26 protein-coding genes and 2 pseudogenes are annotated in these 25,408 nt (G+C 70.9%); 18 read left to right on the forward strand and 10 right to left on the reverse strand.

The features are described 5' to 3' along the window. The first annotated feature begins 123 nt into the window (after positions 1-123). Together ACIBAG_RS05725 and ACIBAG_RS05730 are read left to right on the forward strand one after the other, a co-directional pair. Positions 124-1,854: an amidohydrolase family protein gene (locus tag ACIBAG_RS05725; protein ID WP_399101326.1), complete on the forward strand. Its 1,731-nt coding sequence runs from the start codon at positions 124-126 to the stop codon at positions 1,852-1,854. Further along, a complete protein-coding gene (locus ACIBAG_RS05730; RefSeq protein ID WP_399101328.1) occupies positions 1,851-3,317 on the forward strand; it encodes an aldehyde dehydrogenase family protein in 1,467 nt (488 codons plus the stop codon). The genes ACIBAG_RS05725 and ACIBAG_RS05730 overlap by 4 nt, the downstream gene beginning before the upstream one ends. A 137-nt stretch (positions 3,318-3,454) precedes the next feature. Here the strand turns inward: ACIBAG_RS05730 and ACIBAG_RS05735 are convergent, their stop codons facing one another. Next, the gene (locus ACIBAG_RS05735) at positions 3,455-3,871 is read right to left on the reverse strand and encodes a hypothetical protein (RefSeq protein WP_399101330.1); all 417 of its coding nucleotides are present in this window, start codon (positions 3,869-3,871) and stop codon (positions 3,455-3,457) included. A 68-nt stretch (positions 3,872-3,939) separates the two neighbouring features. Beyond that, positions 3,940-4,335 carry a nitroreductase/quinone reductase family protein gene (locus ACIBAG_RS05740; RefSeq protein WP_399101332.1) on the reverse strand — a complete coding sequence of 132 codons (396 nt, stop codon included), beginning with the start codon at positions 4,333-4,335 and terminating at the stop codon, positions 3,940-3,942. Between the two features lie 102 nt (positions 4,336-4,437). Between ACIBAG_RS05740 and ACIBAG_RS05745 the strand changes: the two genes are divergently transcribed. After that, positions 4,438-5,265, forward strand: a complete 828-nt coding sequence (locus tag ACIBAG_RS05745) for an endonuclease/exonuclease/phosphatase family protein (protein WP_399101334.1) — start codon at positions 4,438-4,440, stop codon at positions 5,263-5,265. Positions 5,266-5,333: 68 nt separating this feature from the next. Here ACIBAG_RS05745 and ACIBAG_RS05750 read toward each other — a convergent pair whose 3' ends face one another. From ACIBAG_RS05750 to ACIBAG_RS05760, 3 genes and pseudogenes are all read right to left on the reverse strand, one after another. Then, on the reverse strand, positions 5,334-5,804 hold the full coding sequence (locus ACIBAG_RS05750; protein WP_399101336.1) for a DUF3592 domain-containing protein: 471 nt from the start codon (positions 5,802-5,804) through the stop codon (positions 5,334-5,336). 102 nt (positions 5,805-5,906) lie between these two features. Continuing rightward, positions 5,907-6,092, reverse strand: coding sequence for a DUF397 domain-containing protein (locus tag ACIBAG_RS05755; RefSeq protein WP_399101338.1), 186 nt, complete (start codon positions 6,090-6,092; stop codon positions 5,907-5,909). 10 nt (positions 6,093-6,102) lie between these two features. Further along, a pseudogene (locus ACIBAG_RS05760) lies at positions 6,103-6,465 on the reverse strand (DUF5753 domain-containing protein); the annotation flags it as partial. Between the two features lie 270 nt (positions 6,466-6,735). On the opposite strand from ACIBAG_RS05760, the gene ACIBAG_RS05765 reads away from it, so the two are divergent. Together ACIBAG_RS05765 and ACIBAG_RS05770 are read left to right on the forward strand one after the other, a co-directional pair. Then, entirely contained in the window at positions 6,736-7,014 is a 279-nt protein-coding gene (locus ACIBAG_RS05765) for a hypothetical protein (RefSeq protein ID WP_399101340.1), read from the forward strand. Then, positions 7,011-7,292: a hypothetical protein gene (locus ACIBAG_RS05770; protein ID WP_399101342.1), complete on the forward strand. Its 282-nt coding sequence runs from the start codon at positions 7,011-7,013 to the stop codon at positions 7,290-7,292. The genes ACIBAG_RS05765 and ACIBAG_RS05770 overlap by 4 nt, the downstream gene beginning before the upstream one ends. 41 nt (positions 7,293-7,333) lie before the next feature. Here ACIBAG_RS05770 and ACIBAG_RS05775 read toward each other — a convergent pair whose 3' ends face one another. Together ACIBAG_RS05775 and ACIBAG_RS05780 are read right to left on the reverse strand one after the other, a co-directional pair. After that, a complete protein-coding gene (locus tag ACIBAG_RS05775; RefSeq protein WP_399101344.1) occupies positions 7,334-7,690 on the reverse strand; it encodes a hypothetical protein in 357 nt (118 codons plus the stop codon). 198 nt (positions 7,691-7,888) lie between these two features. Then, positions 7,889-8,278, reverse strand: coding sequence for a VOC family protein (locus tag ACIBAG_RS05780; protein WP_399101346.1), 390 nt, complete (start codon positions 8,276-8,278; stop codon positions 7,889-7,891). Between the two features lie 133 nt (positions 8,279-8,411). Here ACIBAG_RS05780 and ACIBAG_RS05785 point away from each other — a divergent pair, with 133 nt between their 5' ends. Continuing rightward, positions 8,412-9,065 carry a TetR/AcrR family transcriptional regulator gene (locus tag ACIBAG_RS05785; protein ID WP_399101348.1) on the forward strand — a complete coding sequence of 218 codons (654 nt, stop codon included), beginning with the start codon at positions 8,412-8,414 and terminating at the stop codon, positions 9,063-9,065. A 34-nt stretch (positions 9,066-9,099) separates the two neighbouring features. Further along, positions 9,100-9,600 carry a protease inhibitor I42 family protein gene (locus tag ACIBAG_RS05790; protein WP_399101350.1) on the forward strand — a complete coding sequence of 167 codons (501 nt, stop codon included), beginning with the start codon at positions 9,100-9,102 and terminating at the stop codon, positions 9,598-9,600. An 89-nt stretch (positions 9,601-9,689) separates the two neighbouring features. Here ACIBAG_RS05790 and ACIBAG_RS05795 read toward each other — a convergent pair whose 3' ends face one another. Together ACIBAG_RS05795 and ACIBAG_RS05800 are read right to left on the reverse strand one after the other, a co-directional pair. Beyond that, complete coding sequence (locus ACIBAG_RS05795; RefSeq protein ID WP_399101352.1) at positions 9,690-10,178, reverse strand: hypothetical protein; 489 nt, start codon at positions 10,176-10,178, stop codon at positions 9,690-9,692. A 524-nt stretch (positions 10,179-10,702) separates the two neighbouring features. Further along, positions 10,703-12,217 (reverse strand): CehA/McbA family metallohydrolase, encoded by a 1,515-nt coding sequence (locus ACIBAG_RS05800; protein WP_399101354.1) that lies wholly within the window; start codon positions 12,215-12,217, stop codon positions 10,703-10,705. 305 nt (positions 12,218-12,522) lie between these two features. Here ACIBAG_RS05800 and ACIBAG_RS05805 point away from each other — a divergent pair, with 305 nt between their 5' ends. The 5 genes from ACIBAG_RS05805 (at position 12,523) to ACIBAG_RS05825 (ending at position 18,178) form a co-directional block, all read left to right on the forward strand. Further along, complete coding sequence (locus ACIBAG_RS05805; protein WP_399101356.1) at positions 12,523-12,687, forward strand: hypothetical protein; 165 nt, start codon at positions 12,523-12,525, stop codon at positions 12,685-12,687. Positions 12,688-12,812: 125 nt separating this feature from the next. Continuing rightward, entirely contained in the window at positions 12,813-13,706 is an 894-nt protein-coding gene (locus ACIBAG_RS05810; RefSeq protein WP_399101358.1) for an LLM class F420-dependent oxidoreductase, read from the forward strand. After that, a complete protein-coding gene (locus ACIBAG_RS05815) occupies positions 13,703-16,300 on the forward strand; it encodes a bifunctional FO biosynthesis protein CofGH (protein WP_399101360.1) in 2,598 nt (865 codons plus the stop codon). The genes ACIBAG_RS05810 and ACIBAG_RS05815 overlap by 4 nt, the downstream gene beginning before the upstream one ends. A 68-nt stretch (positions 16,301-16,368) precedes the next feature. Beyond that, positions 16,369-16,929 (forward strand): hypothetical protein, encoded by a 561-nt coding sequence (locus ACIBAG_RS05820; RefSeq protein WP_399101362.1) that lies wholly within the window; start codon positions 16,369-16,371, stop codon positions 16,927-16,929. An 82-nt stretch (positions 16,930-17,011) separates the two neighbouring features. Further along, positions 17,012-18,178 (forward strand): DUF418 domain-containing protein, encoded by a 1,167-nt coding sequence (locus ACIBAG_RS05825; protein WP_399101364.1) that lies wholly within the window; start codon positions 17,012-17,014, stop codon positions 18,176-18,178. A 12-nt stretch (positions 18,179-18,190) separates the two neighbouring features. On the opposite strand, the gene ACIBAG_RS05830 is transcribed toward ACIBAG_RS05825, so the two are convergent. After that, positions 18,191-18,694, reverse strand: a complete 504-nt coding sequence (locus ACIBAG_RS05830) for a DUF2165 domain-containing protein (protein ID WP_399101366.1) — start codon at positions 18,692-18,694, stop codon at positions 18,191-18,193. Between the two features lie 92 nt (positions 18,695-18,786). On the opposite strand from ACIBAG_RS05830, the gene ACIBAG_RS05835 reads away from it, so the two are divergent. The 6 genes and pseudogenes from ACIBAG_RS05835 (at position 18,787) to ACIBAG_RS05860 (ending at position 25,224) form a co-directional block, all read left to right on the forward strand. Then, on the forward strand, positions 18,787-21,435 hold the full coding sequence (locus ACIBAG_RS05835) for a tetratricopeptide repeat protein (RefSeq protein WP_399101368.1): 2,649 nt from the start codon (positions 18,787-18,789) through the stop codon (positions 21,433-21,435). Positions 21,436-21,511: 76 nt separating this feature from the next. Then, a pseudogene (locus ACIBAG_RS05840) lies at positions 21,512-21,601 on the forward strand (helix-turn-helix domain-containing protein); the annotation flags it as partial. A gap of 297 nt (positions 21,602-21,898) precedes the next feature. Beyond that, on the forward strand, positions 21,899-22,420 hold the full coding sequence (locus ACIBAG_RS05845) for a toxin-antitoxin system HicB family antitoxin (protein WP_399101370.1): 522 nt from the start codon (positions 21,899-21,901) through the stop codon (positions 22,418-22,420). A gap of 82 nt (positions 22,421-22,502) precedes the next feature. Beyond that, positions 22,503-23,345 carry a DUF4097 family beta strand repeat-containing protein gene (locus ACIBAG_RS05850; RefSeq protein ID WP_399101372.1) on the forward strand — a complete coding sequence of 281 codons (843 nt, stop codon included), beginning with the start codon at positions 22,503-22,505 and terminating at the stop codon, positions 23,343-23,345. A gap of 62 nt (positions 23,346-23,407) precedes the next feature. Then, the gene (locus ACIBAG_RS05855; protein ID WP_399101375.1) at positions 23,408-24,409 is read left to right on the forward strand and encodes an ATP-binding cassette domain-containing protein; all 1,002 of its coding nucleotides are present in this window, start codon (positions 23,408-23,410) and stop codon (positions 24,407-24,409) included. Further along, positions 24,406-25,224, forward strand: a complete 819-nt coding sequence (locus ACIBAG_RS05860; protein ID WP_399101377.1) for an ABC transporter permease — start codon at positions 24,406-24,408, stop codon at positions 25,222-25,224. The genes ACIBAG_RS05855 and ACIBAG_RS05860 overlap by 4 nt, the downstream gene beginning before the upstream one ends. The last annotated feature ends 184 nt before the right edge of the window (positions 25,225-25,408 follow it).

Raw genomic sequence — 25,408 nt, forward strand, 5'->3', positions numbered from 1 at the left:
GGGTGCGGGGTGCGGGGTGCGGGTTGCGTGAGGGCTGGTCGCGCCCGCGCGGCGGAGCCGCAAATCGATACAGCCCGCGCCCCTCAACGGCGTCTCCCACACGTGAGTCGAGGAGTTGACGTCATGCTCGATCACCTCATCAAAGGCGCGACCGTCGTCGACGGTACGGGCGCGCCCGGCTACACCGCCGACGTCGGAATACGCGACGGTCGAATCGCCGTCATCGGTACCGTCACCGGGGAAGCCCACACCAGTGAGGACGCCTCCGGACTCGTCCTCGCCCCCGGCTTCGTCGACCCCCACACCCACTACGACGCCCAGCTTTTCTGGGACCCGTACGCGACCCCGTCCCTCAATCACGGTGTCACCACCGTCGCGGCCGGCAACTGCGGGTTCACGCTCGCGCCGCTGAGCCCGGACCGTCCCGAGGACGCCGACTACACCCGCCGGATGATGTCCAAGGTCGAGGGCATGTCGCTGGTCGCGCTCGAAGAAGGGGCGCCCTGGAGCTGGAACTCGTTCGGGGAGTATCTGGATGCCCTCGACGGGCGCATCGCGGTCAACGCCGGCTTCATGGTGGGGCATTGCGCGCTCCGGCGATACGTCATGGGCCCCGACGCGATCGGCGGACAGCCCACCGACGAGCAGCTCTCCGCCATGCTCCGTCTCCTCCATGAGGCCATGGACGCCGGTGCCTGGGGGTTCTCCACGACCCAGTCGTCCACGCACTCCGACGGGGACGGCAAGCCGGTGGCCTCGCGGCATGCGCTGCCCGCCGAGCTGCTGGCCCTCTCGCGGGCCGTCGGTGAGCACGAGGGGACGCAGATCGAGGCGATCGTCGCCGGGTGTCTCGATCAGTTCAGCGACGCGGAGATCGAGCTGTTCGCGGAGATGAGCGCGGCGGCCGGGCGGCCGCTCAACTGGAACGTGCTGACCATCGACTCGGCCGTGCCCGAACGGGTGCCCCGGCAGCTGCTCGCCAGTGAGCGGGCCCGGAAGGCGGGCGGGCGGGTCGTCGCGCTCACCATGCCGATCCTCACGCCGATGAACATGTCCCTGGGCACCTTCTGTGCCCTGAACCTGATACCGGGCTGGGGTCCGGTCCTCGGCCTCCCCGTCCCCGAGCGGATCGAGAAGCTGCGCGACCCGGGCGTACAGGCGGAGTTGCTGCGGCACTCCCAGGCCAAGGAGGCCGGTGTCTTCCGGCGGCTGACCAATTTCGGGCGGTACGTCATCGGGGACACCTACAGCGCGGCGAACCGGGGTCTGAGCGGGCGGATCGTGGCGGACATCGCCGCCGAGCGCGGGCAGGAGCCGTTCGCCACGCTGGTCGAGATCTGCGCGGCCGACGAACTGCGCACGGTGCTGTGGCCGATGCCGACCGACAACGACCCGGCCTCCTGGGCCATGCGCGCCGAGGCCTGGCAGCACGAGGACGTCATGCTGGGCGGCTCGGACGCCGGGGCGCATCTGGACCGGATGTGCGGGGCGCCGTACACCACCCGGTTCATCGGGGACTGTCTGCGCGGGCGGAAGCTGGCGAGCCTGGAGCAGGCGGTGAAGATGCTGACGGACGATCCCGCACGGCTCTTCGGGCTGCGTGAGCGGGGGCGGGTGGCGGAGGGCTTCCATGCGGATCTGGTGCTCTTCGACCCGGAGCGGATCGACGCCGGTACGGCCACCCTGGTGCACGACCTGCCGGGTGACAGCCCGCGGCTGGACTCCAAGGCGATCGGGGTGCGGGCCGTGTGGGTCAACGGGGTCGAGGCGATCCGCGACGACGTGGTGACCGGGGCCGTGCCGGGGCGTGTGCTGCGGTCGGGGCGGGACACCAGGACGGTGGCCACGCGGTGAGTGCCAAGGCAGCCGTCGACGGGCAGCGGTTGTTCCTCGGGGGCTCGTGGGCGGAACCGGACGGCGGCCATTACGCCGTCATCGACCCGGCCACCGAGGAGACCGTCGGGTGGGCTCCGCAGGCCTCGCGGGATCAGGTGCACGCGGCCTGCGCCGCGGCCCGCGAGGCCTTCGGGCCGTGGTCGCGTACGGCGCCCGAGGAGCGGGCGGCCGTGCTGGCCCGGGCGGCGGACATCATCCAGGGCCACCTCGTGCCGTACGCCGGACTGGCCCAGGCCGAGACCGGCGCGACCACGGGGACGGCCCGGGGCATGCAGGTGGGCGTCGGGGCGGCCCGGTTCCGGCGGTACGCGCGCGTGGAGCCCGCCGAGTGGGCGATCCCGCCGCAGATCAACGAGGCCGGACCGATGGGGAGGGCGGGCGTGATGGGCGCGCTGGCCGTCCGCCAGCCCGTCGGGGTCGTCACCTGCATCACCTCGTACAACAACCCGTGGGCCAACCCGGCGGGCAAGATCGCCCCCGCGCTGGCCATGGGCAACACGGTGGTCGTGAAGCCGGCCCCGCAGGATCCGCTGTCCGTCTACCGGATGGCGGAGGCGCTGGAGGCGGCGGGGGTGCCGCGCGGGGTGGTGAACGTCGTATCGGGCAGGTCGGTGGAGGTCGGCGAGGCGGCCGTGTCGTCCCCGGACGTCGACATGGTGAGCTTCACCGGGTCCACGGCCGTCGGGCAGCGCATCGCCGAGGCGTGCGGGCGGGACATGAAACGCCAGTTGATGGAGCTCGGCGGGAAGGGTGCGGCGGTCGTCTTCGACGACGCGGACATCGGTTCGGCGGTGGCCGGGATCGGGACGACGTTCTCCTTCTACAGCGGACAGATCTGTACGGCGCCGACGCGGGTGCTGGCCCAGCGGGGTGTGTACGACCGGCTGGTGGAGCAACTCGCGGCATACGCGGGCCGGTTGAGGGTGGGTGACCCGAGGGAGCGGGACACGGTGGTCGGGCCGGTGATCTCGGCGGCGCACCGGGACCGGGTGGAGTCCTACGTCGAACTCGGCCGCAAGGAAGGCGCGGTGGTGGTGGCCGGCGGCGAACGGCCCCCGCACGAGCGCGGCTTCTACGTCGCGCCGACCCTCCTCGCGGACTGCACCAACGACATGCGGGTCGCGAGGGAGGAGATCTTCGGACCCGTCGTCTGCGTCGTCCCCTTCGACGAGGAGGAAGAGGGCATCGCCCTCGCCAACGACACCGACTACGGCCTGATCGACTACGTCTGGTCCGGCGACGTCGCCCGCGCCTTCCGGGTCGCGCGGCGGCTGCGGGCCGGCGGGGTGGGCGTGAACACCGTCGGGCGCAACATGGAGGCGCCGTTCGGGGGGTTCAAGAAGAGCGGGGTCGGGCGGGACGTGGGGTCGTACGCGCTGCACGCGTACAGCGAGGTGCAGGCGATCGTGTGGCCGGGGTGACGGTGGCAGGGGTGACGGTGGCAGGGGTGACGGTGGCAGGGGTGACGGTGGTCAGGATGGCGCTCGTTTGCGCCCGCACACGGGCAGGGTGCCGGCTCGCGCGGTAGGGCTCGTCGGCACCCTGCGCTGGGGGGCGTCTACGGGTGGATTCGGACTGTCCGGGCCGTGCTGCCGTGGACGTCCTTGACCGTGAAGTCGACGCCGTTGATGGTGCAGTGCAGCGGCGGGGTGCCTCCGCAGCCCATCTCGGTGCCGTCGCCATAGGCCTTGATCTGGACGTTGTTCCTGCTGATCTGCGGGAAGGTGACGCGTTCGATCCAGAAGCGGTGAGCCTTGAACCCTTCACCCTTCTTGACCTGGACCTTGCAGTCGAGGTCGGCGCATTTCTTCAGGCGCGGGGGATAGGAGACGGCGCGCGTTTGCGCTGCACCCGCCGTGCCGGCCATGACACCCGTCACAGCCAGAGCGAGAGCGGCCGCGCCCATAGCGACTTTGCGGGAGCGAGCGGCTGCGCGCCTGGTCGCTCCCAGCTTCAGCTTCGTGGTGTGTCCCATGCGGCGGTTCTACCGGGCAGGCCGTGGGACGGGTCCCGACGTGCGCCCTGATCAGGCACGTCCGACCGTCAGTCCGCCAGGTCCACGCGCACCGTCAGGAGGTTGGTCCCGAACGCCCTGACCCCGACGCTGTTGAACCGGGGCAGGGAACGCAGGCGGGCGACCGGGTCGTCGTCCGGCAGCAGCTGGGCCGTGCCGGTGTGCCACCGCCCCCGGATCCGCACCCGCACCCGCGGATCGGCCTTGATGTTGCGGACGTACTGGGACTTCTCACCGAACTCGGAGACCAGCCAGAAGGAATCCCCGACCCGGCGGCCGCCCACCGGTGTCTGCCGGGGCACGCCGGAGACCCGGCCTGTGGTCTCCAGGACGGTCTGGAGCGGGAGGCGGCGCAGCACCGGGTTGCCGACGCGGCGCTGGAACGTGGTGGCAGCACGGAATCTGAGGTCGGCGAGGCGGGACATGATGGGTGAGTCTCCTGTCTCGTGCGGGCTGTCATGGGCGCGACGGTCGAACTGTTGCTTCAATGGTCCCCGACGCGGCATGACGAGAGCGGGTGGCTGCCGATGCGGGTCGTGACCTGGAACCTGTGGTGGCGGTTCGGGCCCTGGGAGGCCCGCCAGAAGGCCATCCTCGCCGAGCTCCGCGACCTGCGCCCCGACGTCGTCGGCCTGCAGGAGGTCTGGGCCGCCGACGGCGAGAACCAGGCGGAGTGGCTGGCCGGCGAACTCGGCATGCACTGGGCCTGGGCCCCCTCACCCGCCCCCGACCGCTGGCGCCGCCGGATCGGCGACCCCACGGTCGACATCGGGAACGCCGTACTGAGCCGATGGCCGGTCGTGGCACAGCGCACGCTGCGCCTCCCCGCCCCCTCGGAGGTCGACGACGGCCGCCTCGCCCTCTTCACCCGCCTGTCCACCCCCTCCTACGACATCCCCTTCTTCACGACCCACCTCACCTCCGCCCTGCACGCCTCGGCCGTCCGCTGCCGCCAGGTCACCGCGCTCGCGGAATTCATCGCCGAGAACCGCGGCGACACACCCTTCCCCACCGTCGTCACCGGCGACTTCAACGCCTGGCCGGACTCCGACGAGATCCGCCTCTTCGGCGGCTACCGCACCGCGCCGGTCGTGCCCAAGCAGGTCTTCTTCGACGCCTGGCAGTACGCCGACCCCGACGCCCCCTGCGCCACCTGGGACCGCGAGAACCCGTACGTCGCGGCCGGCCAGGGGCCGAGCGTGCGGATCGACTACATCCACGTGGGACCGCCGGGGGCGGGCGGGCTGGGGCATGTGCGGGGCGTGCGGCGGGCGGGGGACGGGCCGGTCGACGGCGTCTGGCCGTCCGACCACGCGGCGGTGGTGGCGGACCTGGGGGATGGGCCGACGCCCTGACGGGCGACAGAGCGCTACGGACGCCTCCGCGCCCCCCGGCGCTACGGACGCCTCTGCGCCCCCCGGCGCTACGGACGCCTCCGCGTCACCAGCGCGACGACTGTCCCGATCCCCCCGATCACCAGCCCGATCCCGCCGAAGATCAACGGCAGCAGCCACAGCGAGGCGAACCCCTTGATCCGCGCGTCCTCGGGGGAGTCCGCGCGGTAGAGCACCTCCACCTGCTCGCCCACCTCGTACGACGGTGGATTGGAACCCGTGGAGTCCCGGAACTTCCTCGGCGTGCCGTCCGCCGACGCGAACTCGACCACCGGGTACGCGGCGGGATCGTCGTTCACCCGCTTCTTGCGAGCCGTGCCGGTGCCGTCGTTCCGCCACTCCAGGGCCACCACCGTGCCCCGGGCGCGCTCCGCATCCGTCAGGAACGAGACCGACACTCCCGCGAGGATCAGCCCGACGACCAGGAACAGCCCACCGAACGCGATGACCCCGAACGTGATCCACCGGCGCGCACCGCGCCCGCGCACCTGAACCTGCACGACGTCCCCCTCACTTGTCCGAAGCGAGAGGGACGCTATCCCAGCCGGGCCGACCCTTGCGCGCCCCGCTCACCCACTGGCCGCGCAGTGATCGCGGAAGAGTCATGTGCGGGCGGACTTGAGGGCGCTGAGGAGGGTGTTGAAGGTGGCGGGGGTGGTGGTGAGGACGGTCTGGGCGGGGTCGGCGCTTTCGGTCAGGTGGATGGCTGTCGGGATGGTGGCGGATATGTGGACGCAGGCCTCACCTTCTTGGCAATAGGACGACTTGTGCCAGGTGCTGGTGGGCATGTTGGGCTCCTTACAGGTTCTGGGCGATGGAATGGATCAGGTCCCGGGACTTCCCGGGTCCGAGGGCGGTCGATTCGACGATGTCCAGGAGACGCCGGTACTTCTCCAGGTGGGCTTCGGCGTCGAGCAGGACAGGGCCGTGGAACTGATCCAACTGCACGGTGTCGAGCTGTGGTACGGCCCCGGAGAGGTAGTTGATGGACTGCCCTGATCCCGGGAACGCACCAACATCGAACGGAAGGACCCGAAGGGTGATGTGCTCCCGTTCCATCATGTCGATCAGATGCCGGAGCTGTTCATGGGCCACCCGTCGCCCGCCGACTCGCATGTGCAGGGCTGCTTCGTGAATGACGGTGCTGTACGGATTCGGGTTTTCGGATCAGCCGGCTCCGCAACCCCCACCGCCCGCCGAGCATGAGCACGGCCGAGGACTGCGCCTTGTACGGGCCTGCGCGGACGCATGCGGCGCGTCGGTGCTCGGCGACTCGGCCGCGGCGAAGGGCGGCAAGCTGCTGTGGGCCGCGTGCGGAGGCGGGGTGGCGGCGTGGTGAGCGGAGCCCTGGACGCGGGAACGCGATGTTCGCCCCTGGCGGGCGGCGCCATACTGGGAGGCGGAGCGATGCCCTTTCACCGGGAGCAGACCATGAGCGCACAACCTGAACACGGCGGCTGGGGAACGATGCCCCTCCCGGAGATCCGGACCGTGGACGACCTGCGCAGTGCGCTCAGCCGCTACGGCTTCCCGGGCGACCGGGAGCGATTCGAGGAGGAGCTGGCGGCGGCCATAGGAGCATCCCCGACCAACGACCTCGCGGGCGCCACGGCGGTGGTCCGCGCGTACCGGCACCGGGTCCTGATCAGGAACTCACCCGACATCATGTCGGCCCTGGAGGACGCCCGCACCGGAGGCGGCGGCACGTGAACGAAGTCCCGTTGGAGGAGGCCGAGCCCGCTAGGAAGGCGTTCGGCGACCTGACGGAGGGGGAGCGGGAAGTCGTACGGGAAGCGCTCACGACCATCGGGCGCGACCCGGCCGTGGGCCGAGAGATCCCCGGGTGGCGGCCTCCCTCCGTGGAATACACGTACACGACGCCTATGGCCCGCGACTCGGCGGAGGCGATCACGGTCGTGTACACGCACACCTTGGGCATGGGCGTGACTGTCGTGTACTACTTCCGTGATCCACAGGTTGTGGACTGAGCGCACCGGAGGACGGGGAGCGCGGCCGCGCCGAAACCTGCTCAGGCGGCGAACCACGGAACGCGGCAGGCGTGGTGCGCATCGGGCTCCGGGCACAGCGTTCTGATCAGTGTCTTGCGGATCGCCCGCCAGGTGCGCAAGGAACACACCAGGCGGACGCGCAACTCGACCGGTTCCCGCGCACCGCTGCTCTGGCCGGGGTGCTCCCACGCCCACTGCTCCGCCAGGAAGTCATACATGTCGGCGGTGGACATCCCGCTCCCGGGAAGAGTCCGCGCGATGCTCTCCCCGACGATCCGGGCGCTCCGGGAACCCGCCGCCTCCGCGACGAGTTCCCTCACCCAGTCCAGCCCCTCTTCGTCCGCGTACAAGCCGAACCTCAGGGTGCGTGTCCTCATCACATCAGGCCTGTCCGGTCGTCTTCTCTCCCACTCGTGTTTCGCATCATGTCCCAGGAAGATCGGCTTCGTGAACGCCGCCGACGCCCCCGGCAGCGGCCCCAGCGAGATCCCCGGCTGCGGCCTCCGTCCGTGGGGTACGCGTATCCGACACCCTTGGCCGTGTTACTCGGGTGGTGTGCGGTGGCATTCAGCCGGTCAGCCCTGTTCAGGCGCGGCCCATTCGACGAACTGGATGATCACGCCGTTGGGGTCGGTGACCTGGAACAGCCGTTCACCCCAGGGTTCCTGACGCAGCGGCATGGTGATCTCGATTCCGGCGTCACGCAGTCGCTTCTCCTCTTCTTCCAGGCCGTCGGCGAGAGTGAAGGCCAGGATCAGGCCGTCGGCATGCCGGTCGCGCTGGTCGGGCGGCAGCACCTCGATGCCGCGGGCGAGCAGGACGACATCGACCGCGTCGGGCCGTGACAGGGAGGCGAAGCCGTCGGCGGTCTGCTGGACGGTGTAGCCCACGTGGGTGGTGAGGAACTCCTGGGAGGCGGTGACGTCGTCAACGGTCAGCGAGATGGTGGACGCGGTGAACTGCACGGGTCTCCTGGGTGTGTGGTGTGGGTGTGGCGGCCGACAAGGTTTCAGTCGGCGTAAAGTTACGTCGGGTGTAAATTTATGCCAGGAGTTTTGGAGTGTCAACGTAAATATGCTACGAGGGTAAGATTGCGCCATGGCTAGTCAGATGCCCGCCCCCGCCCCCGCCGCCGGGCTGCGCGAGGCGAAGAAGCAGGAGACGCGGCAGCTCATCTCCGACCACGCCACCCGGCTGTTCATCGCCCAGGGCTTCGAACGGACGACCATCGCCGAGATCGCCGCCGCCGCCCGCGTCGCCAAGAAGACCGTCACCAACTACTTCGCCCGCAAGGAAGACCTCGCCCTGGACCACCAGGAGGAGTTCGCCACCTCCCTGGCCCGCGCCGTCGCCGCCCGGCGCCCGGGCGAATCGGCGCTGGCCGCACTTCGCCGCGCGTTCGCCGACGCGGTGGCCGCCCAGGACCCCGTCGCCGGGTTCTCCGGGCAGGAGTTCGCCCGCATGGTCGCTGACAGCCCCACCTTGACCACCTGCCTGCAGGGCCTGCACGAGCAGCGCGAACACCACCTCGCTCAGGCGCTCGCCGAGGCCACCGGCGCCGAACCCGACGACATCACCGTCCAGACCGCCGCCGGCCTGCTGGGCACCGTTCAGCGCGTGCTCTTCCACCGCACTCAGACGCTCACCCTGGCCGGCCGCCCCGGCGACGAGATCGCTCGCGTCATCGCTGCCGAAGCCGCCCAGGCCTTCAGCCTGCTGGAGCCCGCCCTGTCCGACTACGCCACCGCCTGACCACCGGCGCCGTTGTGCTACGTTCCCCGCCGATATGATCACCTACTCCCCCAGAGCAACAGCACGTCGCCGCACGGCTGTTGTCGCTCTCGTCCCCTCGCTCCTCTCCCTCCTCTTCGCCCTGACGGCCTGCGGCGTCTTCGGGACTTCCGAGTACGGCACCAAGGAACGCACCATCACGGTCGAGGCGGGCGAGGCCTTCACCCTCACCGTCCCGGCCAATCCCAACATGGGCCAGAACTGGTACCTGGCCGAACCGCGTCCCGACTCCGAGGTGCTCCGCTACGAGGGCAAGCGGGAGGAGATCGAGGGCACCGATGAGGGCGTCTCCGGTGGTGGGGACGGCACCCAGTACTTCGACTTCACGGCGGTCGCCTCCGGGAAGGCGACGGTGAAGCTGCTCCACTGCCCGCTCGGGAGCTGCGGCAGTGCCGCCGAGGCCGAGGCCACGCCCGTTCCGATCCCCACGGCCACGGGCCCGACAGGGCCAGGTGCCGACCCGGCGTACTTCCTTTACGAGGTGACCGTCCGCTGACTCCGTGCCGGCGGCCCGGCCCGATTGCGGCGGGCCGGGTCCAGGTGCCACACGGGCCGGGCTTTCGCCGTCCCTGGTCGAGGTGAGCGTCAGTGGTGATGCTTGTCGATTGCTCGGAAGCTGCCGACAAGCGCGAATGGCACGACCATCCCGTCGAATACCGGCGTGCCGGCGATTGCGCTGCTGGAGTTCCGGGGCCCGATAGTAGCAATTGCAGCCCCGTTGTCGCAGGTAATCCCCGTGAAGAATTCGATGGTCTTATTGCTGTCGTTTCGGACGTTGAAGCTGGTCGCGGGACTACTGATCACAGCGGTGCACACACCCTGCTCGGCTGAAAACGTTCGCTCGTTGACGTGGATCTGTCCCCGATCGTCGTTCCGGAAGTTTCCGCGATGGTCCCTCTGGTAGTCGTACTGCGTCTGGCCGTCGCCTCCCTGGGGGACAGAGGCGTCGGCCTTCTGGACCGACGGGGCGGACTTCACGACGGGACTGGAAGCGGAAGCGTAGTTCACACTGGTGGCGGCAAGGACGGTGACGCCGACCGACAATGCGATCGCGACGACGGTGCGCGTACGCATTTCGATTCTTCTTTTCACAGGCATTTGCTCCATCTCTCCGGCGTGTCGACCGGGCCTGGCCGACTACGAATGAACATACTGATGCTTAATTTTGTCGCCACCTCAGAAAGTTTGGGGGGCCTCGAAAAGGGGCCGATCGGGCGCACGGATGCCCGGACGCTTGTGCCTGATGGAGCGTCAGAAAAGCGCAGTCAGAGGGAGCTTGGGGTTTGGTTGAGCCGATCGGGGGGCTGGCTTGATGATCCGTCACACATTTGCGCGCGAGTCGGGCATTGACATCACCTCACGCGACTGCTAGCGCCCGTTTCGGGTCGAGACTCCGTCCGGGTTCAAGCCGTGATGATCACGGCGTGGGGGCGGGCGGCGCGAGGCCGACGCTTCCGGGCTGATCGCCTGAGAGGTCAGCGTCGACCCCGGGCACTCGGAGGAGAAGCTGAGCTCTTCACGTCCGCGGCGTAGTCGGGCTCGGCTGCCCTCTCATGGGCACCCCGATGTGGCGGCGCGCCGCCCGGCGCCGTCGGCTGCTACGAGCGCCCCAGGAAGATGGGGTTGGTGAACGCCGCCAACGCCCCCGGCAACGGCCCCACCGCCGCCTCGTGCCGCAACTCCGCGCGTACGTACGCCGCGTACGAGGGCGTCGTACGCCACTCCACGACCCCGGACCCCGACACCGGCAGCGGCGCGCTCGTGAACAGTACGCCCTGGTCGGTGACGAAGCGGACCGTGCAGCGGGGTGCGCCGGACGCCTTCAGGCGTACCGTCACCGGGGTGTCCCGGTCGGCCTCCAGCCGTTCGCCGATGCCCGCCTGTTCGCCGCGGCCGCCCGAGACGGTGAACGACAGCGAGACGTTCTTGGACTCGGCGATGTAGGACCGGCCCGCCCTGATGCCCTCCTGGATCGCCTCGCGGGTCAGGTCGTCGGCGAGGACGACCGTCTGGGGGGAGCCGACCGGGTCGGGGCTGCGGTGGGCGTCGCTGTTGCCCATCGCCGGGATCCAGTCGCGGCCCTTCTCGCGCACCGACGCGACCAGCATGCTGTCCCAGTCCGCGAGGGACACCTCGTCGTCCGGCGTCCACGGGCCGTTCCAAACCTCGATCGCGTCGGCCTCGCCGAAGCCGAACTTCCAGTTGCAGCCGACGCAGGTGGCGTGCGGGTGGGCGGGGACGACCAGGCCGCCCGCACGGCGGATCTGGCGGGCGAACTTGCCGAAGCGGTTGTCGCGGGCCCGGTAGCGCCAGTCGATGAACGTGCCCGGCTCGACGCCCAGGGCCACCACGTGGCCGTTGCGCGTCGTGATCTCCTCGCCCAGCATCACGAGCAGGTCGTCGCCCGCCACGTCGGCCCAGTGCGCGTGCGCGGAGTGCGTGTTGTGCTCCGAGCTGTTGATGAAGTCCAGGCCCGCCTCGCGGGCCAGCGCCGCGATCTCCGCCGGGGTGCGGCGGCCGTCGGAGTACCAGGAGTGCAGGTGGCAGTCGCCCCGGTACCAGGCGCGGCCCCGGCCCTTCGCCCGCTCCGGCGGGTACGTCGGCTCGACGGCCTCCGCCTGCTCGCCGTACGTCAGGGTGATCGCGATCTCGTAGGTGAGGCCCTGCGGCGCCACCGTGTACGGGCCGAGGGCGATCTGCCAGGTGCCTTCCTCGATCGTGCCGGGAAGGTAGCCCGGCGTCGCCTCCTCGGCGCGGATGAAGAACTCCGTGCGCGCACCGCCCGACCAGCCCCGGAACCCCCTACCGCCGAGCTCGGTGCCGCGCTGGTCGAAGATGCCGATGTCGAGGGCGTTGCCGGGGGTGCCGGCGGGGACGGACGGGCGGTCGTAGGTGTAGGAGACCTTGATCTCCCGCACACCGTCGGGGACTTCGACGGGTACGTACACGAAATCAGGCGAACCGGGCGGCAGAGTCCCGCGTACCGTACGGGTCTCGGCGTCGTGCATGTCGTCCGCCCCTCTCGCAAAGGTCACGCTTCCCAACGTAAGCGCGGCCGCGGCGCCCGTCACGAACAGGGCGCGTCTTCCGAGTCTTGCGTCGTCATCACACATGCCGGTGAGCGTTCCCCGTGGGGGTGAACTGGTAAGGGCGGGAAGGAAATCAGCGGGCGTCGAGCGAGGGGGAGCCGCTGTGGCGAGTGGGGTTTCGGACAGTTTCCGGTACGCGGTCAGGCATACGTCCGTCCTGCGTCACCACGGCGTGGCGGCACGCGGACGACGACCCTGACCAACGCCGGTACGGGACGCCTGGACCGGTTCGCCGACCGGCCGAGCGAGTCCACCGAGAGCTGCGAGCACTGCGGGGCGCGACTGCGGCTGAGGCTCCGGTCCACCGCGGACGTGGAGCGTTCCTGACCATGGCCGCCACCGCCGTCGCCACCGTCCTGTTCGCCTGGAGCACCCTGTGGAGCCTGCTGCTGAGCCGCAGTCACCACGCCCCCGAGGTCACCCGCATCGACGGCCCCGAACCGACCGGCGTCCGGCACGGCCGGGGGACGCCCTCCGCGGAGGGCGCCGGGTGACGGAGCGCGGCGCGTCAGCCGACGAGAGCCCGCGCTCACGGTCCGCGGAGGAGCGGATGGACACCGCCAACTGTGCCGACCGGTCAGTATGGACACCCGACCCTCGGAACGGTACAGATGCAGTCATGCGCATCTCCGTCACGATCTTCCTCACCGACGAGAGCATCACCCCGATCCGGCTCGCCCGTGAGCTGGAGCAGCGTGGGTTCGCCGGGCTGTATCTGCCCGAGCACACCCACATCCCCGTCGAGCGCACCACCCCGTACCCGGCCGGCGGCGACCTGCCGCCCGAGTACGGCCGCACCCTCGACCCCTTCGTCGCCCTCGGCCAGGCCGCCGCCGTCACCGAACGGCTCGGCCTCGGCACCGGCATCACGCTGGTCGCCCAGCACGACCCGATCGACCTGGCCAAGCAGATCGCGACCCTGGACCACCTGTCCGGCGGGCGCTTCACCCTTGGCCTCGGCTTCGGCTGGAACGTCGAGGAGGCCGCCGACCACGGGGTGGAGTGGCGGACGCGCCGCGAACTCGTCCGGGACCGGATGGCCCTGATGCGGGCGTTGTGGGCGGACGAACCCACCGCGTACGAGGGCGAGTTCGGTGCCGTACGTGCCAGTTTCGCCTACCCCAAACCGGTGCAGAAGCCGCGTGGTCCCAAGGTGAACGGCCCGCGTACGCTCATCGGCGGTGCCGCAGGGCCGAAGCTGTTCGCGCACATCAGCGAGTACGCCGACGGCTGGCTCCCGATCGGCGGCCGAGGATTGTCCGAAACCATCCCCCGGTTGCGCACCGTCTGGTCCGACGCAGGCCGCGACCCGAACGCCCTGCAGGTCGTGCCGTACGCCGTGTTCCCCACCCCCGGCAAGCTGGCGCACTACGCGCAGTTGGGGATCGAAGAGGTCGTAGTGCAGTTGCCTCCGGCGGGCGAGGCGGAGGTTCTGCGGGCGCTGGACGGCTGTCAAGCCTTCCTCGACCGACCTCCCGGCCCTGATCAACCCGACCGTATGCTCGAAGGATGACGACCTCCGCGACCTCCGGAACCGGCTCGACACCTGGCCCGACCGAGAACTCCCTGCGTCGCGCCCTCAAACGCGCCCGGGACGGCGTCGCCCTCGATGTGACAGAAGCGGCGGTTCTGCTGCAAGCTCGCGGCGAGCACCTCGACGACCTCGCCGCGTCCGCGGGGCGGGTGCGTGACGCGGGCCTCGAGGCGGCCGGCCGGCCCGGCGTCATCACCTACTCGAAGAGCGTCTTCATCCCCCTCACCCGGCTGTGCCGGGACAAGTGCCACTACTGCACCTTCGTCACCGTCCCCGGCAAGCTGCGCCGCGCCGGGCACGGGATGTTCATGTCCCCGGACGAGGTCCTCGACATCGCCCGCAAGGGCGCGGCCCTCGGCTGCAAGGAAGCCCTCATCACCCTCGGCGACAAGCCGGAGGACCGCTGGCCCGAGGCGCGCGAGTGGCTCGACGCGCACGGCTACGACGACACCATCGCCTACGTCCGCGCCATCTCCATCCGCATCCTGGAGGAGACGGGACTCCTCCCGCACCTCAACCCGGGCGTCATGACCTGGACCGACTTCCAGCGCCTGAAGCCCGTCGCCCCGTCGATGGGCATGATGCTGGAGACGACGGCCACCCGTCTGTGGTCCGAGCCCGGCGGCCCGCACCACGGCTCCCCGGACAAGGAACCCGCCGTCCGCCTGCGCGTGCTGGAGGACGCGGGCCGTTCCTCCGTCCCCTTCACGTCCGGGATCCTGATCGGGATCGGCGAGACGTACGAGGAGCGGGCCGAGTCCCTCTTCGCGCTCCGACGCGTCTCCCGGGCCTACCACGGCATCCAGGAACTGATCATCCAGAACTTCCGCGCCAAGCCGGACACCGCGATGCGCGGCATGCCGGACGCGGAACTCGACGAACTGGTCGCCACGGTGGCGGTGGCCAGGCTCCTCATGGGCCCGTCCGCCTGCCTGCAGGCCCCGCCCAACCTCGTCGACTCCGAGTACGAGCGGCTCATCCGCGCCGGCATCGACGACTGGGGCGGGGTATCGCCGCTCACCATCGACCACGTCAACCCCGAGCGGCCGTGGCCGCAGATCGAGGAGCTGGCCGAGCGGTCGGCGGCGGCCGGGTTCGCGCTGCGGGAACGTCTCTGCGTGTACCCGGAGTTCGTGCGGCGGGGCGAGCCCTGGCTGGACCCGCGGCTGCGCCCGCACGTCCGCGCGCTCGCCGACCCGGAGACGGGCCTGGCCCTGCCGGACGCGACCGTCGAGGGCCATCCGTGGCAGGAGCCGGAGGAGGCCTTCGAGGCGTCCGGCCGCACCGACCTGCACCGCACCATCGACACCGAGGGCCGTACGTCCGACCGCCGCGACGACTTCGACGAGGTGTACGGCGACTGGGGCGCCCTGCGCGAGGCGGCCGCCCCCGGCATGGCGCCGGAGCGCATCGACACGGACGTCCGCCAGGCGCTGCGCGTCGCCGCCGACGACCCGACCCGGCTGACCGACGCCGAGGCGCTGGCACTGCTGCACGCGGACGGCCCGGCGCTGGACGCGCTGTGCGCCGTAGCGGACGACGTCCGTAAATCGGCGGTCGGCGACGACGTCACGTACATCGTCACCCGGAACATCAACTTCACCAACGTCTGCTACACCGGCTGCCGCTTCTGCGCCTTCGCGCAGAGGAGGACGGACGCGGACGCCTACACCCTCTCCCTGGACCAGGTCGCCGACCGCGCCCAGCAGGCCTGGGACGTGGGCGCGGTGGAGGTCTGCATGCAGGGCGGCATCCACCCGGACCTGCCCGGGACGGCGTACTTCGACATCGCGCGGGCGGTGAAGGAACGCGTCCCCGGCATGCATGTGCACGCCTTCTCGCCCATGGAGGTCGTGAACGGGGCCACCCGCACCGGCATGTCCGTCCGCGAGTGGCTGACGGCGGCGAAGGAGGCCGGCCTGGACTCCATCCCCGGGACGGCCGCCGAGATCCTCGACGACGAGGTCCGCTGGGTCCTCACCAAGGGCAAGCTGCCGACGGCGACGTGGATCGAGGTGATCACGACCGCGCACGAACTCGGCATCCGGTCGAGCTCGACCATGATGTACGGCCACGTCGACCAGCCCCGCCACTGGCTCGGCCACCTGCGCACCCTGGCCGGCATCCAGCAACGCACGGGCGGCTTCACCGAGTTCGTGACCCTGCCGTTCATCCACACCAACGCGCCGGTGTACCTGGCGGGCATCGCGCGCCCCGGCCCCACGACCCGCGACAACCGCGCGGTGACGGCCATGGCCCGCCTCCTGCTCCACCCGCACATCCCCAACATCCAGACCAGCTGGGTGAAGCTGGGTACGCAGGGCGCGGCCGAGATGCTCCGCTCCGGTGCCAACGACCTGGGCGGCACGCTGATGGAGGAGACGATCTCGCGAATGGCGGGCTCGTCGTACGGCTCCTACAAGTCGGTACGCGACCTGGTGGCCGTCGCCGAGGCCGCCGGCCGCCCGGCCAGGCCCCGCACGACGCTGTACGGCGAGGTATCGGAGGAACGGCAGCGGGCGGCGACCGCCTCGGACGGGCATCTGCCGGAGTTGCTGCCGGTGCTGGACTGAGGAGGAGCGTGTCACGGGGGTCGGTACGATGATCCGACCCCCGCCGGAGGGGTTCCGTAGCTGAGGAGATGCGTGCCGTGCCTGCTCCCAAGGTCTGGGTGACCGGTCTGACGGTGGGCGCGATAGCCGCCGTCGCCGTCCTCGCCGTGCAGGCCGACAAGGGGCCGCATCCGACGGCCGCGGCGGCCCGCCCGAGCGCGTCGGCGACGGCGGACGCGAGCCCCGCCCCGACAAAGTCCGCCGGGCCCGCGGCGGTGCCGGACGACTCGGGCACGGGGCGCCGGATCGTCTACTCCCTCGGCCAGAAGCGGGTCTGGCTGGTCGACGCGAGCGACGCGGCCCGCCGCACCTTCGCCGTCTGGCCCGGCACGGTGAGCCCGGACCCCGGCAGCTACACGGTGTCGTCACGCCTCGACGCCACCACCGGCTCGGACGGCGTGGAGATCGAGAACATCGTCTACTTCTCCGCGAAGTCCGGCATCTCCATAGCCTTCTCCAACGCCGTCGACGGTTCCTCGCCGCCGCCCGCCGCGGGCAAGCAGACCGGCGGGGTGCGGATGCGCGCTGCCGACGGGGACGCGTTGTGGTCGTTCGGCGAGACGGGTACGTCGGTGGTCGTGGTCGAGTAGGGGTCCGCTGCATCCTTCGATGTACGGCGGATTCGGCTTCGCTCACGACGTTTCGGCTCGCTGCCGCCGTGACGATGAGTGGATGACGCACACGCACGCGCGAGTCCCGTCGGCACCGCTGACCTCGCCCACCGGACGACGGCTCCCTCTCCTCGACGTCCTGCGCGGGGTGGCCATCCTGGGCACGCTCATGACCAACGTATGGATCTTCACCGGTCCGGGCGCGGAGTGGGGAGCGTTGCAGTCGGGCTCGTCCGACGCAGCCGTGCAGGCCACGTTCGGTGTGCTGGCGAACGGCAAGTTCCTGTCGCTGCTGACGATCCTGTTCGGCGTCGGGCTCGCCATCCAGTACGGCTCGGCAGCGCGGCGCGGGCAGCCGTGGCCGGGGCGCTACCGGTGGCGGGCGCTGTTCCTGTTCGGCGAGGGCACGGTGCACTTCGTGCTGGTCTTCGCATGGGACGTACTGATGGGGTACGCGGTCACCGCACTCCTGGTGGCCTGGCTGCTGACCCGCTCGGAGCGGGCACAGCGGCGGGTGATGTGGTGGGCGGCGGGGCTCCATCTCACGGTGATCGGCCTGCTGACAGCCGCCCTTGCCCTGGCCCCGGCGGACAACGGCGACGGCGGAACCGTCTCCGAGGAAGTCGTCGACCTCTACGCGCGCGGCAGCTACCCGGACCAGATCGCGTTCCGTCTGGAAAACGCGATAGCCCTGCGCCTGGAACCGGTCCTCACCTTCTTCCTCCTGCTGTTCCTCTTCCTGCTGGGCGTACGGCTGTTCCGGGCCGGCGCGTTCGGTGCGGACGAGACGGGGCGCCGGCTGCGTTCCCGCCTGCTGGTGTGGGGGCTGGGCCTCGGGCTGCCGCTCAACGTGGCGGCGACACTGGGCGGCCCCGACCTGTTCCTGGCGGCCCGGTACGGCACCGCCCCGCTGCTGGCCCTCGGGTACATCGGGCTGGTCGGTGCCGTGGTGGACCGGGTACGGCGGCCGGGCCCGCTGATGACGGGCCTCACCTCCGTCGGCCGGACCGCTCTGTCCGGCTACGTCCTGCAGAACGTGCTGTGCGTGCTCGTCTCGTACGGCATCGGACTGGGCCTGGCGGAACGGCTCGGCGACACCGGCCCGTGGTGGGTCGTGGGACTGTGGGCCGGGGTCTGCGCGGTGCTGATGGTGGGCTCCACGCTGTGGCTGCGGCGATTTTCGGCAGGGCCCCTGGAGTCGGTCCAGAAATGGGCCCTGCGCCATTGATAGGGGTACGGGTCAGGCCGACGGCTGCTGCGGCTGCGGCAGGTGGTTGACGATCAGCACGACGCCGCTCAGCAGGAACACCCGCGTCGCGGCGTCGAGCCCGTTCCAGTCCCCTGACTGCCACATCGAGAACCACTCGCCGCCGATCGCGATGAACCCGACGCCGAAGAGCAGCATCAGCATCAGCAGGCCGTAGGTGGAGAAACGGCGGGCGCGGAGGTCGTCGCGGCGGAACCACAGCCAGGTGCCGTATATGAGCACGAGGGCCGCGACGGTCTCCCAGACGATGATGGCGATGTACGCCGCGTCCTGAAGTCCCTTGCTGGTGATGGCTCTCCACATCAGGTCCTCGTCCTTGAACGTGGTGTCCATCGCCAGGACGTGCCGCACGAACTGCTGGTTCGTCCCGAAGTCGGTGATGTTCCCGAAGGCGACGAGGGCGATGTAGAGGGCGGCGGTCGCGGTGAGGAGGGTGGCCGCGAGGTGAAGGGGGGTGCGTGGGGGTGTCGTAGGCATGATGGTCATCTTCCCCGGCGGACGGGGCCGTCCCATAGCCATTGAGCCAGAATGAACGACGGTGGGGCAGAGCCGAACGGGAGGATCCAGGCGTGGCGCAGGCGCGGCCGTCGATGCAGCAGCTGATCGGCAGGCGCAGCCGTGCCGGATTCGTGGGCCGGGGCGCCGAACGGGCCGCGTTCCGCGCCAACTTCGACACCTCGCCGGAGGACGAGCGACACCGGTTCCTCTTCCATGTGCACGGCAACGCGGGCGTCGGCAAGACCTTCCTGCTGCGGGAGCTGCAGCAGATCGCCCGCGAGCGTGGGGCGTTGACGGCACACGTCGACGAGAACGCGGGGAGCGTGCCGGAGGCCCTGGAGGAGATCAGCCGTCAGTTCGAGGCACAGGGGCGGCGTTTCAAGGACCTCGACCGGCTGCTGACCGCTTACCGGGAGCGGTGGCACGAGGCGGAGCTGGCCGCGATCACCGCGCCGCCGCTGGAGGCGCCGACGCCGACGCCGTCCGCGGCGAGCATGGCGGTGGCCCGGGCCGGGCTGGTGGGGCTGGGGATGGTGCCGGGGATCGGGGCGTTCGCGGGCGCGCTGGACCCCGCCCAACTCGCCCAGGGCGCCGACCGGTTGAGGTCGGGAATCGGCGCCCGCTTCCGCAGCCACGAGGACGCGCGGCTCGTGCTCGCCCCCGAGAGCGTGCTCACTCCCGTGCTGCTGGACGAACTCTCCCAGGCCGCGTCCGCCGCGCCGTGGATCGTCCTGTTCTTCGACACCTACGAACGGACCGGCCGGTTCCTCGACGGCTGGCTGCGCACCGTGATGACCACGGAGCGGTACGGCTCGCTGCCCGCCACACTCATGGTGGTGACGGCCGGCCAGCTCCCCTTCGACTCCGCCCGCTGGGGCGGCTTCGGCGACTTCATGACCGACCTGCCGCTCCAGCCGTTCACCGAGCCGGAGGCGCGGGACCTGCTCGCGGGCAAGGGCGTGCTGGCCGAACCGGTCGTCTCGGAGGTGCTGCGCCTCACCGGCGGGCTGCCGGTGCTGGTGTCGACGCTCGCGGAGAGCCGCCCCGCCGTCCCGACCGACGTGGGGGATCCCAGCGCCACGGCCGTGGAGCGGTTCCTGAGGTGGGAGACGGACCCGGTACGGCGCTCGGTCGCGCTGGCGTGCGCGCTGCCACGGACGCTGGACGCGGATGTCTTCCGTGCGGTCGTCGAGCCCCCGGGTGCCGAACCGGACGGCCTGGACGGCCTGGACGGCCTGGACGGCCTGGACGGCCTGGACGCCCCGGACGTCCTGTACGCGTGGCTGCGGGGCCTGCCGTTCGTCAGCGAGCGCGGGGGCCGGGTCCGCTATCACGATGTCGTACGTTCCCCGATGCTGCGGTTGCAGCGGCAGCAGGCGCCCAGGGCGTGGGCGGCCCGGCAGCAGGCGCTCGCCTCGGTGTTCCGCGCGTGGCGGGTCGAGGCCGAGGCGGGGCGCGGCGCCGAGGAGGTGTGGGCGGACGACGGGTGGCGGGAGCTGCGGCTCGCGGAGCTGTACCACCTGCTGTGCGCGGGGGAGCGGTCGGCGCTGACGAGCGTGCTGACGGATGTCGTCGACGCCTGCGAGCACGGGGAGTCCGTCGTCGGGCGGTGGGTGTGGGTTCTGGTGGAGGCGGGGTGGGACGCCGAGAGGAGGGCGGTGGCCGAGTGGGGGCGTCGGCTGGGGGAGGCGCTCGGCGGTGGCGGGACGGCGGCGGCCCTGGACCTGGTGCTGCGGGAGACCGAAGTCGAGCGTGATTCGGCGGTCTTCGGACAGGCGGTGCATCTCACGGCGATATCCCGCGGCAGCGTGGTGTTCGGCGGCACGGCCGGCCAGGAGCAGGGCGCACCGCCCGGCGCGCAGCCTCACGGCCCCCAGCCCCAGCAGGCGCAGCCAGGGTTTCCGGTACGGTCTCGCGCCGACGAATGGCACCGGAGTCCGCAGGACGAAGGGGCGGACGAGTACGGCCGGCAGGTCCTGCTCGGCCCCGCCGTGGCCGCACGCGCCCATCGCACCCGCGCCATCGCCCACGACCTCGCCGGCGACCAGCGCGCGGCCGTCACCGCCCTGGACCGTGCCCTCGAACTGGCCCCCGACGACCCCCACAGCCTCACCCTGCGCGGCGAGTACCACCGCGCACTGGAGGACTACGACAAGGCGGTCCGCGACCTGGACCGGGCACTCGCCCTGAACCCCGCCGACGCCTTCGCGGCGGCCTCCCGCGGCGCCGTCCACTACAGCCGTGGCGAGCTCGACGCCGCGCTCGCCGACCTCGACCGGGCAGTGCGGCTCAAGCCCGACTACCCCTGGGCCCTGGTCCGCCGGGCACGCGTCCACCGCGGCCTCGGCGATGCCGTACGGCAACTCGCCGACCTCGACCGGGCCGTGGCCCTGGACCCCGACTGGGCCTGGGCGCGCTGCGAGCGTGGTGACGCCCTGCGCGGCGCCGGCCGTGACGAGGAAGCCCTCGCCGACTACGACCACGCGCTCGCCCTGGAGCCCGACTACGGCTCCGCCCGAGCGAGCCGGGGCGCCTCGCTGGCCAACCTGGGCCGCCACGAGGAGGCCCTCGCCGAGCTGGACCGGGCCCTGGAGCAACGGCCGTCGTACGCCTGGGCGCTGCTGCGGCGGGCGGAGGTGCGCCGGCAGCTCGGCGACGCCGCGCAGGCCGCGGCGGACGAGGCCCGCGCGGCACTCCTGACGGGCGGAAACACTCCATGAGGCCTCAGGTGCCGGCGTCCGATGAGGCGAGTCGGCGTTCGCGCGGGGTGCGGTGGCAGAGGCTCGGTAGGAGGTCGACCTCGCCGACCGGCTGGAGGTGACCGTCCGCACCGTCCGCCGCGACATCGACCGCCTGCGCGAACCGGGCTGCCTGGTCGACAGCGCCCGGCGGGTGCTGCGTGCGTCCGGGTGAGGCGTGCGCCGTTGGCGCCTTTGTGGCATCACCGGGCACCACGTGGCACCTCGTGGCGCCTCGTGGCACCGGGTGGAGTTGGGGTGACGTCGAGGTGGTGTCATGTGGTGCCACATGGTGCCACTCTGGCCTTCTCTGGGGGTGTGAGTGACAATGATTCCGGGTGCCCTCGTCGCATTTCCGCAGGTAGAGCGCCTTCGGTCGGTCTGATGCCAGTCGGGGTGCCATTCGGCCTTGCGTGTGGCGCCATTGTGGTGCCATCATGGCGTTATGGACCTCACGCCGTATGTCGACACCCTCCGCCGCGAACTCGCGGTGGCCGCCGAAGCCGGCGGCGACGAAGCCCGCGAGCTGGCCGAGCGGCTCACCGCTCCCCTGGAGTCGGCGACCCGACTGACCATGCTCAACGTGCTCTCCGCCGCGATGGACGAGATCACCCGTGAACTCGCCCCCGGCTCGGTCGACGTACGGCTGCGCGGGCTCGACCCCGACTTCGTGGTGACGCTGCCGCCCGGTGACGTCGCCCATGAGGACCGGGGGCCGCAGCCCGCCGAGCCGCTCAGGGCTCCGGCTCCGGCCGACACCACGGACGAGGGCGGCACCGCGCGGGTCAATCTGCGGCTGCCCGCCCACCTCAAGGCCCGCGCCGAAGAGGCCGCTAACCGCGAGGGCCTGTCGGTCAACGCGTGGCTGGTGCGCGCCGTGTCGGCGGCGGTCGACGGCGGCACCCGGCCGCGCGCGCCGGAGAAGAGCCAGAACGTCGGACAGAGCTTCACGGGCTGGGTGCGCTAGCCCGGCCCCACCGGAGAGAACCGCACTCACACCACGTCCCACCAGCAGGGACGCCCCAACGAACCAAGAGGACGGGACAGCTATGCCTTCTTTCGAGACTCCCGAAGCGATCTCGGTCACCGCCCATGTGGGCGCCGGTTCCATCCAGTTCGTCGCGAGTGACCGCCTCGACACCGTCGTCGACGTACGGCCCGGCAACCCGAAGCGGGACAAGGATGCGCGAGCCGCCGAGCAGACCGAGGTCACCTACGCGGGCGGTGTCCTCACCATCAGGACGAAGGAGCGCCGCATCATCGGCCCCAGCGGCCTCGTCGACGTGACGGTCGAGCTGCCCACCGGCTCGCGCATCGACTTGAGCGGTTCCTGGGCCCAAGTGGTGGGCGAGGGCCGGTTCGGCGAGGTCCAGGTGAAGACCTCGACCGGCGACGTCCGCCTCGACACCACCGGCCCGCTGACGCTGACCGTGTCGCACGGCTCGATCACCGTGGACCGCGTCGAGGGCAGGGCTGAGATCACCAGCAGCAGCGGCAACATGCGCATCGGTACCGTCGACGGCCCCGCCGTCCTGAAGAACACGCACGGTGCCACGACCGTCGGTGCCGTGACCGGCGAACTGCGGGTGAGCGGCGCCCACGGCGGCATCGACATCGCGCGCGCCGAGGCGTCGGTCACCGGCACGGCGACCCACGGCCATCTCCGCGTCTCCGAAGTCGCCCGTGGCGAAGTCCGGTTGGAGACCTCCAACGGCTCCATCGAGATCGGCATCCGCGAGGGCACCGCCGCCTGGCTCGACGTCAGCTCCAGCCGCGGGAAGGTGCGCAACGCGCTCGCCGCGTCCGAGGCCCCCGAGCAGACCGAGGACACCGTCAAGGTCCGCGCACGGACCAACTGGGGCAACATCGACGTCCTTCGCGCCCGGGCCTGAGCACCGATCCCGCCAACTCGCCCCACACCCAAGCCACTTCAGCACCCGAACGGGAGAGCTCCATGGGTTCCTCTGTCATGTCCACGTCCAGTTGGCCCGGCGGTCCGCAGTCGCCACCCGCCGTCTCCGCCATCGGGCTGCGCAAGTCGTACGGCGACAAGACCGTCCTCGACGGTATCGATCTGCGCATCCCGGCCGGCACCGTGTTCGCGCTGCTCGGACCCAACGGCGCCGGCAAGACCACCGCCGTGAAGATCCTGTCCACGCTCATCAGCGCCGACGCCGGTCAGGTCCAGGTCGCCGGCCATGACGTCGCCATCTCGCCGGACGGAGTGCGTGCCGCGATCGGCGTCACCGGGCAGTTCTCCGCTGTCGACGGCCTGATCACCGGCGCGGAGAACATGCTCCTCATGGCCGACCTGCACCACCTGCCCCGGCGTGAGGGGCGGCGGGTCACCGCCGAGTTGCTGGAGCGCTTCGACCTCACCGAGGCGGCGAAGAAGCCCGCCCAGAGCTACTCCGGCGGCATGAGGCGCCGCCTCGACATCGCCATGACCCTGGTCGGCGGTCCACGGATCATCTTCCTCGACGAGCCGACCACCGGCCTCGACCCGCGCTCCCGCCACACCATGTGGGGGATCATCCGCGAACTCGTCGCCGACGGCGTCACCGTCTTCCTCACCACCCAGTACCTGGAGGAGGCCGACGAACTCGCCGACCGTATCGCGGTGTTGAACGACGGCAGGATCGCGGCCGAGGGCACCGCCGAAGAGCTGAAGCGGATGATCCCCGGCGGGCACGTACGGCTCCGCTTCTCCGACCCGGCCGTGTACCGGTCGGCCGCCGCCGCCCTGCGCGAGGCCGCCGGCGACGACGAGGCACTGGCGCTGCAGATCCCGAGCGACGGCAGCCAGCGCGAACTGCGCTCCATCCTCGACTGGCTGGACGCGGCCGGCATCGAGGCGGACGAGCTGACCGTGCACACCCCCGACCTCGACGACGTGTTCTTCGCCCTGACCGGCGGCACCGACCGGCCGAACCAGTCCAAGGAGACCGCCCGATGAGCACCCCCCTCGCTCCCGCCCGCCCGACCCGGATCCCCCTCGCCCTGCGCGACTCGTCCACCATGCTGCGCCGCAACCTGCTGCACGTGCGCCGCTACCCGTCGCTCACCCTCAACCTGCTGCTCACGCCGGTCGTGCTGCTGCTCCTCTTCGTCTACATCTTCGGCGACGTGATGAGCGCCGGCATCGGCGACGGCGGCGCCGACCGGTCCGAGTACCTCGCGTATCTCTTCCCCGGCATCCTGATGCTGACCATCGGCGGCACCACGATCGGCAGCGCGGTGTCCGTGGCCATGGACATGACCGAGGGCATCGTCGCCCGCTTCCGTACGATGGCGATCCATCGTGGGTCGGTGCTCATCGGGCACGTCGTCGGCAGCGTGCTGCAGTGCGTGATGAGCGTGCTCCTCGTCGGGGCCGTCGCCGTGGCGATCGGGTTCCGGGCCACGGACGCGACCGCCCTCGAATGGATCCTCGCGGTCGGGCTGCTGACGCTCGTCTCCCTGGCACTCACCTGGATCGCGGTCGGTATGGGCCTGTCCAGCCCGAACGCGGAGGCGGCCGGCAACAACGCCATGCCGCTGATGGTCCTGCCGCTCCTCTCCAGCGCGTTCGTGCCGGTCGACGCGATGCCGGGCTGGTTTCAGCCGATCGCCGAGTACCAGCCGTTCACCCCGGCCATCGAGACGCTGCGCGGGCTGCTGCTCGGCACCGAGATCGGCCACAACGGGTGGCTGGCCGTGGCCTGGTGCGTGGGGCTGGCGGTGCTCGGCTACGCCTGGTCAAGGTCGCTGTTCAACCGGGACCCGAAGTAGCGAACACCCCGTGAACCAACCGGCAATTCCTTGCTGATCCTTGCTGAACCACCGCTTCCGCAGCCGGAATTCGTATGTCTGTGCGGATCCTGTGGGTTACCCTTTCGGCCGACTGTTCTTGATCGACAGTCGGCCGAACGACCAGCTGTATCGACGTTCGTTCTCCCACCCCCCCACGCCAGGT

The organism is Streptomyces sp. NPDC051243 (assembly GCF_044455405.1).
GTDB lineage: Bacteria > Actinomycetota > Actinomycetes > Streptomycetales > Streptomycetaceae > Streptomyces.